This is a genomic window from Mycobacterium sp. 1423905.2, assembly GCF_001673155.1.
Classification (GTDB): domain Bacteria; phylum Actinomycetota; class Actinomycetes; order Mycobacteriales; family Mycobacteriaceae; genus Mycobacterium.
Genome location: NZ_LZLE01000169.1, coordinates 20,172 through 28,349, shown reverse-complemented (window position 1 = coordinate 28,349; position 8,178 = coordinate 20,172). Strand labels below are relative to the sequence as shown.

Genomic DNA, 8,178 nt, shown 5'->3' with positions numbered 1-8,178 from the left:
GGGTTGGGGTCGATGATCAGCGCGGTGGCGCCGGCGTCGGAAAGCACGTAAGCGTGGTCGTCCAGCGAGCCGAGCGGGTGCAGGGCGGTGCGCCGGTATCCCTGGGTCTGGCTGGCGCCCAAGATCATCAGCACTTCGGGTCGGTTGAGCGAGAGCAGGCCGACGGTGACGCCGGTGCCGGCGCCCAGCGCCTCGAATGCCTGGATGTACTGGCTGATCCGCTCGGCTCGCTGGACGACCACGCTTACGTGCTTTCCGACGCCGGCGCCACCGCGCTGATCATCGACCCCAACCCGATGTTCGTCGAACGCGCGCTGGGGTTGCTGGAAAAGGTGGACTCGCTCAAGCAGATCCTGACCATCGGCCCGGTGCCCGAAGCGCTGAACGGGGTCGCGGTCGACGTGTCGGCGGAGGCGGCCAAGTACCAGCCCAAGCCGTTGGTGGTGGCCGACCTGCCGCCGAACCACATCGGCGGCCTGACCTATACCGGCGGCACCACCGGCAAGCCCAAGGGCGTCATCGGCACCACGGGGAACATCGCCACCATGACCTCGATCCAGCTCGCCGAGTGGGAATGGCCCGAGCATCCGCGGTTTTTGATGTGCACTCCGCTGTCGCATGCGGGCGCGGCGTTCTTCACGCCCACCCTGGTCAAGGGCGGGGAGATGATCGTGCTGGCCAAGTTCGATCCGGCCGAGGTGCTCAGAGTCATTGAGGAGCAACGGATTACGGCCACCATGCTGGTGCCGTCGATGTTGTATGCGCTGATGGACCACCCCGACTCGCACACCCGTGACCTGTCGTCGCTGGAGACCGTGTACTACGGCGCCTCGGCGATCAACCCGGTGCGGCTGGCGGAGGCGATTCGCCGGTTCGGCCCGATCTTCGCCCAGTACTACGGGCAGTCCGAGGCGCCGATGGTGATCACCTATCTGGCCAAGGCCGATCATGACGAGAAGCGGCTGACCTCCTGCGGCCGGCCCACCCTGTTCGCGCGGGTGGCACTGCTGGGCGAGGACGGCAAGCCGGTGCCCCAGGGCGAGCCGGGTGAAATCTGTGTCAGCGGACCGTTGTTGGCGGGCGGCTACTGGAATCTTCCGGAGGCCACCGCGGAGACGTTCAAAGACGGCTGGCTGCACACCGGCGACATGGCCCGCGAGGACGAGGACGGCTTCTACTACATCGTCGACCGGGTCAAGGACATGATCGTCACCGGCGGCTTCAACGTGTTCCCCCGTGAAGTGGAAGACGTGGTCGCCGAGCACGCCGCGGTCGCGCAGGTGTGTGTGGTCGGGGCCCCGGACGACAAGTGGGGCGAGGCCGTCACCGCCGTGGTGGTGCTGCGCTCCGACGCGCCCCGCGACGACGCCGCGATCGAGGCCATGACGGCCGAGATCCAGGCCTCGGTGAAAGACCGTAAGGGCTCGGTGCAATCACCCAAGCGGGTGGTGGTCGTCGACTCGCTGCCGTTGACCGGACTGGGCAAGCCGGACAAGAAGGCCGTGCGCGCCCAGTTCTGGGAAGGCGCGGGCCGCGCCGTCGGCTGACGCCTGCGGTGTCGAGTGTGCGGGCAGCCGCACACTTGACCTCGAATGTGCGGCTGGCCGCACACTGGGCGGTGGTGACTACTGTGGCAACCATGGCTGAACGGATCAAGCCGCCGTGGTGGCTGAAGCCGGCGAACAAGGTGTTCATCCAGATGTCGAAGCTGGGCCTGAACTTCGGCGGTGAAAGCCCCGTCGTCCTGACCGTGCCGGGCCGCAAGACCGGCGCCCCGCGGTCCACGCCGGTGACACCGATGACGGTGCACGGCAACCGCTACGTCGTCGGCGGCTTCCCTGGTGCGGACTGGGTCAAAAACGCAAGAGCCGCAAGCGAAGTGACGTTGACCCGGGGCCGCACCAAAGAACGCGTCCGGATGGTCGAACTCTCCGCCGAGGAAGCCAGACCGCTGCTGCGGGCGTTCCCCACCGAGGTGCCGACCGGCGTGGGTTTCATGAAACGGTCCGGGCTCGTCAAGGACGGCCGCCCCGAGGAATTCGAGGCGTTGGCCGGGCGGTGCGCCGTCTTCCGGTTCGACCCGATCTAAACGATGCGCAGCGTACTGCTGGTCGTGTCCCTGGCGGCGGCCGCGCTGACGGTGACCGCGCCGCGGGCTGGGGCCGCGCCCGGGTGCCCGCCCGGTGGCGACCCGGCCCCGCCGGGTGCGGCCGAACGGCAGGTGGCTGACCTCGACGGCGACGGGCAGCCGGACACGCTGTGGATCTCCCCCACTCGGCTGGTCGGAGTCAGCACCGCCACCGGCGCCAACAGCGCCGTTCGGGTGACCACTGCGAGCCCAATCCCGTTGAGCGCGTTAGCCATCGACGCCCAAGACGACGGGCGGCATCAGGTGATCGTCAGCGACGGGCGCGGCGCGCGTTTGTACGCCTACACCGACTGCCGGCTGCAGACCGTTGTCGACGCCCACTACGGCAAGCCGTTCTTGTTCGACTTGGAGAACTTGCGGGGCACCGGCACCGGCGTGGGTTGCAGCGACCTGGGCGAGGGCCGGCGATTGGTCGGCCTGCAGGCCCTCGACGACTCGGGCTGGACGGTGCGCCGCACCGAGATAGACCTCACCGACCTGCGGGCGGCCCCCGGACGGTCCGACACCCTGACGGCGGCGTCGGCCACCGACCCGGTGGTCACCTCCGCCCAGACGATCAGCTGCGGCGACCTCACCATCACTCAGGACGGAGTTCACGAACGTTGAGCGACAGCCCATTTCACGCCGACCAATGGCGGCCCGTCGACGGGTTCGACGACCTGACCGACATCACCTACCACCGCCACGTCACCGACGCCACGGTGCGGGTGGCCTTCGACCGGCCCGAGGTGCGCAACGCATTCCGGCCCCACACCGTGGACGAGCTCTACCGGGTGCTCGACCACGCCCGCATGTCATCCGACGTCGGCGTGGTGCTGCTGACCGGCAACGGCCCGTCGCCGAAAGACGGGGGCTGGGCGTTCTGCTCCGGCGGCGACCAACGTATCCGCGGACGCAGCGGCTATCAGTACGCGAGCGGTGAGACCGCCGACACCGTAGACGCCGCCCGCGCGGGCCGGCTGCACATCTTGGAAGTGCAACGGCTGATCCGGTTCATGCCCAAGGTGGTCATCTGCCTGGTCAACGGGTGGGCGGCCGGCGGCGGGCACAGCCTGCACGTGGTCTGTGACCTCACCCTGGCCAGCCGCGAACATGCCCGGTTCAAGCAGACCGACGCCGACGTCGGCAGCTTCGACGGCGGCTACGGCAGCGCGTACCTGGCCCGGCAGGTGGGCCAGAAGTTCGCCCGCGAGATCTTCTTCCTGGGCCGGCCCTACACCGCCGAACAGATGCACCGGATGGGCGCGGTCAACGCGGTGGTCGCGCACGCCGAGCTGGAGACCGAAGCCGTGCAGTGGGCGGCGGAGATCAACGCCAAATCCCCCCAGGCCCAGCGCATGCTGAAGTTCGCGTTCAACCTGCTCGACGACGGGTTGGTGGGTCAGCAGTTGTTCGCCGGTGAGGCGACCCGGCTGGCCTATATGACCGACGAGGCCGTCGAGGGCCGCGACGCCTTCCTGGAAAAGCGCCCCCCCGACTGGAGCCCCTTCCCGCGCTATTTCTGAGCGAGCGTGACGCCCGGCACAGCGGGCGGCTCCCTAGACTCCGCCTGTGAGTAAAAGTCCACTGCGCCGCGTCACCGAACAATTCGCCTTGGCCGGCATGCGGCCGCCAGTGGCCCCGCAGATCCTGGTCAACCGGCCCGCCATCAGAGCCGTCGAGCTGGCCGGCAAGCGCATCCTGCTCACCGGCGCCTCCTCGGGGATCGGCGAGGCCGGGGCCGAGCAGTTCGCCCGGCTCGGCGCCACCGTCGTGGTCGTCGCCCGCCGCCGGGACCTGCTGGACGCGGTGGCCGACCGGATCACCACCGCCGGCGGGGCGGCCATCTCGATGCCGTGCGACATCTCCGACATGGACGCCGTCGACGCACTGGTTGCCGAGGTTCAGGACCGCATCGGCGGGGTGGACATCCTGATCAACAACGCCGGCCGGTCCATTCGGCGGCCGCTGGCCGAGTCGCTGGAACGCTGGCATGACGTCGAGCGGACCATGGTGCTCAACTATTACGCGCCGCTGCGGCTGATCCGCGGGCTGGCGCCGGGCATGCTCGAGCGCGGCGACGGGCACATCATCAACGTCGCCACCTGGGGAGTGCTCTCCGAAGCCTCGCCGCTGTTCTCCGTCTACAACGCGTCGAAGTCCGCGCTGGCCTCGGTGAGCCGGATCATCGAAACCGAGTGGGGCAGCAAGGGCGTGCACTCCACCACGCTGTATTACCCGCTGGTGGCCACCCCGATGATCGCGCCGACCAAGGCCTACGAAGGCATGCCCGCCCTGACACCCGAGGAAGCCGGTGGGTGGATGGTGACCGCGGCGCGTACCCGCCCAGTGCGGATCGCGCCCCGGATCGCCTTGGCCGCCAGGGCGCTGGACAACATCGGCCCCCGCTGGGTCAACGCCTTCATGCAGCGCGGGAACCGGCGCAGCGGTTAGCCACCCGGTCACCGCGACCAACGTGGTAGACACGAGGCCATGGAGATCCTGGCCAGTCGGATGCTGCTTCGGCCGGCGGACTATCAGCGTTCCTTGCGCTTCTACCGCGACGAGATCGGTCTGGCCATCGCCCGCGAGTACGGCGCCGGCACCGTGTTCTTCGCCGGGCAATCTTTGCTGGAGCTCGCCGGATACGGCGAGCCGGACCACTCCCGAGGACCCTTCCCGGGCGCGCTGTGGCTGCAGGTGCGCGACCTTCAGGCCACCCAGTCCGAGTTACGCGAGCGCGGTGTGACGATCACCCGCGAGGCGCGGCAAGAACCCTGGGGTCTGCACGAGATGCACGTGACCGACCCGGACGGCATCACCCTGATTTTCATCCAAATACCCCCCGGCCATCCGCTGCGCACGGACACTCGACAATGACCGGAGCGAACCGAAGGTGAACTGCTAGGTAACATCTGGCGACGAGTCTCGGTATACCTGCGTTTCGCCTACTTCTCTGTTCGACAACGCAATACCCCTACCACCAGAATCATGGCCTGTGAACATCGACTTGTTCCTCTTGATCATCGTCGTCATCACGGCGTTGGCTTTTGACTTCACCAACGGATTCCACGACACCGGCAACGCCATGGCGACCTCCATCGCCAGCGGCGCGCTCGCGCCCAAGGTCGCGGTGGCGCTGTCAGCGGTGCTGAACCTGGTTGGTGCGTTCCTGTCCACCGCCGTCGCGGCGACCATCGCCAAAGGGTTGATCGACGCGAACCTGGTGACGCTGGAGCTGGTGTTCGCCGGCCTGGTCGGCGGCATCGTCTGGAATTTGCTGACCTGGCTGCTGGGCATCCCGTCGAGCTCCTCGCACGCGCTGATCGGCGGGATCGTGGGTGCCACCATCGCCGCCGTCGGCGGGCACGGGGTGATCTGGAAGGGCGTGGTCTCCAAGGTGATCATCCCGGCGATCATCGCCGCGGCGCTGGCCATCGTGGTCGGCGCCGTCGCCACCTGGACCGTCTACCGCATCACCCGCGGGGTGCGCCCGGCGCGCACAGCCAACGGCTTCCGGCGCGGCCAGATCGGTTCGGCATCGCTGGTCTCGCTGGCTCACGGGACCAATGACGCGCAGAAGACGATGGGCGTCATCTTCCTGGCCCTGATGTCCTACGGCGCCGTCAGCCGCACCGCGTCCATGCCGCCATTGTGGGTCATCGTGTGCTGCGCGCTGGCCATGGCGTTGGGCACCTACCTGGGTGGCTGGCGGATCATCCGCACCCTGGGCAAGGGCCTGGTGGAGATCCAGCCGCCGCAGGGCATGGCCGCCGAATCCTCCTCGGCCGCCGTCATCTTGCTGTCTGCCCACTTCGGCTACGCGCTGTCCACCACGCAGGTGTGCACCGGTTCGGTGCTGGGCAGCGGCGTCGGCAAGCCCGGCGGCGAGGTGCGCTGGGGCGTGGCCGGCCGGATGGCGACCGCGTGGCTGGTGACCCTGCCGCTGTCCGGACTGGTCGGTGCCGTCACCTACTGGATCGTGCACTTGATCGGCGGATACCCCGGCGCGATCGTCGGCTTCTCACTGCTGGTCGCGGTCTCCGCAGCCATCTACATCCGCTCTCGCAAGGTGAAGGTCGACCACAACAACGTCAACGCCGAGTGGGAAGGCGACCTGACCGCCGGATTGGACAAGCCGTCGGTGTCGGCCCCGACCGCAGGGCCCGGATCGACCAACGGCAGCAACGGATCCGGGCCGGCGCAGCCCCGGTTAGGCCCCGACGACGCGATCAAGGCGGGTAACCCCACATGAACGACTGGTTCAACTACCAGGCCACCCTCAAGATCCTGCTGTTCAGCTTGCTCGCGGGAGCCGCACTGCCGGCCATGTTCGCCGCGGGGGTACGGTTCCAGGCCGCGGGCGCCGGCGAGAACCACGCGGATGGCGTTGCGCCGCAGCGCAATCCGCTGTTGCTGGGGATCGCCTGGTTGATCTACGCCATCGTGCTGGCGGTGATCGTCCTCGGCGTGCTCTACATCGCCCGCGACTTCATCGCACACCACACCGGCTGGGCTTTTCTCGGCGCCAAACCCAAGTAACGTCGAATACAAATCGTTGACATAGAGTTTGTCGACGGCTCCGACGGGAAGTTGTAACGACGTGAATCGATTTCTCTCTTCGATTGTCTCGTGGTTGCGCGCGGGATACCCCGAGGGAGTGCCACCGACCGACTCCTTTGCGGTGCTGGCTCTGCTGGCGCGCCGCTTGACCAACGACGAGGTCAAGGCCGTCGCCAACGAGTTGATGAAACGCGGCGAGTTCGACCAGATCGACATCGGCGTGGTCATCACCCAGTTCACCGACGAACTACCGGCGCCGGAGGACATCGAGCGGGTGCGGACCCGGCTGGCGACCAAAGGCTGGCCACTCGACGACGCGCGCGAGGACCACACATAGCCGCTCTGCGGGCGCTGCGCGTCCCCCCGGGCGCGGCGACCACGGTGCTGCTGCCGGCCCTGGAACGTGTCCTGCACGGACGCGACTCCGCCCTGCTGGCCCTACCCGCCGGCCAGCAGCCTTCGCCCGCCTTGCGGGTGGGCGACGAAATCGACGACGACATCGCCCTGGTCGTGACGACCTCGGGCACCACCGGCACCCCCAAAGGTGCGCTGCTGACCGCCGCGGCGCTGACCGCCAGCGCCGCGGCCACCCACCACCGCCTAGGCGGACCCGGGCACTGGCTATTGGCCATCCCGCCCTACCACATCGCCGGGTTGCAAGTGCTGGTGCGCAGCCTGATCGCCGGCACGGCGCCTGTCGAACTGGACGTCTCCGCCGGCTTCGACATCGCCCAATTGCCGAGCGCGGTCGCTGGTTTGGGCTCGGGCCGGCGGTACACCTCGCTGGTCGCCGCACAACTGGCCAAGGCGCTCACCGATCCGGCCGCGACGGCCGCGCTGGCCGACCTGGACGCCGTCCTGCTCGGAGGCGGGCCGGCCCCCCGACCGATTCTGGACGCCGCCGCGGCCGCCGGGATCACCGTCGTGCGGACCTACGGAATGAGCGAGACCGCGGGCGGCTGCGTTTACGACGGACTCCCGCTGGACGGTGTGCGGGTACGCCTGCTGCGCGAGGGCCGCATCGCGATCGGTGGGCCGATGCTGGCCAAGGGCTACCGCAACCCGGTGGCCCCCGACCCGTTCGCCGAGCCGGGTTGGTTCTACACCGACGACGTTGGCGCGCTGGATGATTCGGGTGTCTTGACGGTGCTGGGCCGCGTCGATGACGCGATCAGCACTGGCGGGCTGACCGTCCTGCCCGGCCCGGTGGAGGCCGCGCTGGGCAGCCATCCCGCGGTGCGCGACTGTGCCGTGTTCGGGGTGGCCGACGACCGGCTCGGACAGCGGGTGGTGGCGGTGGTGGTGGTCCGGGACGGCTGCGCGACGCCGACCCTGGAGGACCTGCGCGCCCACGTCGCCGCCAGCCTGAACGCCACGGCCGCACCTCGGCAGCTGCATATCGTCGACGAACTGCCGCGTCGCGGCATCGGCAAGGTGGACCGGGGGGCGCTGGCGCGCCGGTTCGCCGAGCCGACTCAATAGGCTGA

At 68.7% G+C, this 8,178-nt stretch carries 10 protein-coding genes and 1 pseudogene; 10 read left to right on the top strand and 1 reads right to left on the bottom strand.

The genetic code is table 11. The features are described from left to right. Positions 1 to 242: AMP-binding protein (locus A9W95_RS26820; protein WP_371328052.1), on the bottom strand; the 242-nt coding region annotated here is incomplete at its 3' end. Here A9W95_RS26820 and fadD8 point away from each other — a divergent pair. The 10 genes and pseudogenes from fadD8 to menE form a co-directional block, all read left to right on the top strand. Then, positions 216 to 1,547 (top strand): annotated as a pseudogene (gene fadD8, locus A9W95_RS10150) (fatty-acid--CoA ligase FadD8); the annotation flags it as partial. The gene A9W95_RS26820 and the pseudogene fadD8 sit on opposite strands and share 27 nt — an antisense overlap. Positions 1,548 to 1,639: 92 nt before the next feature. Continuing rightward, a complete protein-coding gene (locus tag A9W95_RS10145; protein WP_067411625.1) occupies positions 1,640 to 2,089 on the top strand; it encodes a nitroreductase family deazaflavin-dependent oxidoreductase in 450 nt (149 codons plus the stop codon). Between the two features lie 3 nt (positions 2,090 to 2,092). Continuing rightward, positions 2,093 to 2,755, top strand: a complete 663-nt coding sequence (locus A9W95_RS10140) for a hypothetical protein (protein WP_067411617.1) — start codon at positions 2,093 to 2,095, stop codon at positions 2,753 to 2,755. Beyond that, entirely contained in the window at positions 2,752 to 3,654 is a 903-nt protein-coding gene (locus A9W95_RS10135) for a 1,4-dihydroxy-2-naphthoyl-CoA synthase (protein WP_067411614.1), read from the top strand. The genes A9W95_RS10140 and A9W95_RS10135 overlap by 4 nt, the downstream gene beginning before the upstream one ends. A gap of 46 nt (positions 3,655 to 3,700) precedes the next feature. After that, a complete protein-coding gene (locus tag A9W95_RS10130; protein ID WP_067411611.1) occupies positions 3,701 to 4,582 on the top strand; it encodes an SDR family oxidoreductase in 882 nt (293 codons plus the stop codon). Positions 4,583 to 4,621: 39 nt separating this feature from the next. Beyond that, positions 4,622 to 5,008 carry a VOC family protein gene (locus A9W95_RS10125; protein ID WP_067411608.1) on the top strand — a complete coding sequence of 129 codons (387 nt, stop codon included), beginning with the start codon at positions 4,622 to 4,624 and terminating at the stop codon, positions 5,006 to 5,008. A 118-nt stretch (positions 5,009 to 5,126) separates the two neighbouring features. Continuing rightward, positions 5,127 to 6,383 carry an inorganic phosphate transporter gene (locus A9W95_RS10120; RefSeq protein ID WP_067411605.1) on the top strand — a complete coding sequence of 419 codons (1,257 nt, stop codon included), beginning with the start codon at positions 5,127 to 5,129 and terminating at the stop codon, positions 6,381 to 6,383. Further along, complete coding sequence (locus A9W95_RS10115) at positions 6,380 to 6,670, top strand: hypothetical protein (RefSeq protein WP_067411602.1); 291 nt, start codon at positions 6,380 to 6,382, stop codon at positions 6,668 to 6,670. Before A9W95_RS10120 ends, A9W95_RS10115 begins: the two co-directional genes overlap by 4 nt. Positions 6,671 to 6,731: 61 nt before the next feature. After that, positions 6,732 to 7,028 carry a DUF3349 domain-containing protein gene (locus A9W95_RS10110; protein WP_067411599.1) on the top strand — a complete coding sequence of 99 codons (297 nt, stop codon included), beginning with the start codon at positions 6,732 to 6,734 and terminating at the stop codon, positions 7,026 to 7,028. 59 nt (positions 7,029 to 7,087) lie between these two features. Beyond that, positions 7,088 to 8,173: an o-succinylbenzoate--CoA ligase gene (menE, locus tag A9W95_RS10105; protein ID WP_371328051.1), complete on the top strand. Its 1,086-nt coding sequence runs from the start codon at positions 7,088 to 7,090 to the stop codon at positions 8,171 to 8,173. The last annotated feature ends 5 nt before the right edge of the window (positions 8,174 to 8,178 follow it).

Excerpts from the sequence above, each read along its gene's own strand:
- A9W95_RS10145 (WP_067411625.1), top strand. The coding sequence starts at position 1,640 with ATGGCTGAACGGATCAAGCCGCCGTGGTGGCTGAAGCCGGCGAACAAG.
- A9W95_RS10140 (WP_067411617.1), top strand. The coding sequence starts at position 2,093 with ATGCGCAGCGTACTGCTGGTCGTGTCCCTGGCGGCGGCCGCGCTGACG.
- A9W95_RS10125 (WP_067411608.1), top strand. The coding sequence starts at position 4,622 with ATGGAGATCCTGGCCAGTCGGATGCTGCTTCGGCCGGCGGACTATCAG.
- A9W95_RS10115 (WP_067411602.1), top strand. The coding sequence starts at position 6,380 with ATGAACGACTGGTTCAACTACCAGGCCACCCTCAAGATCCTGCTGTTC.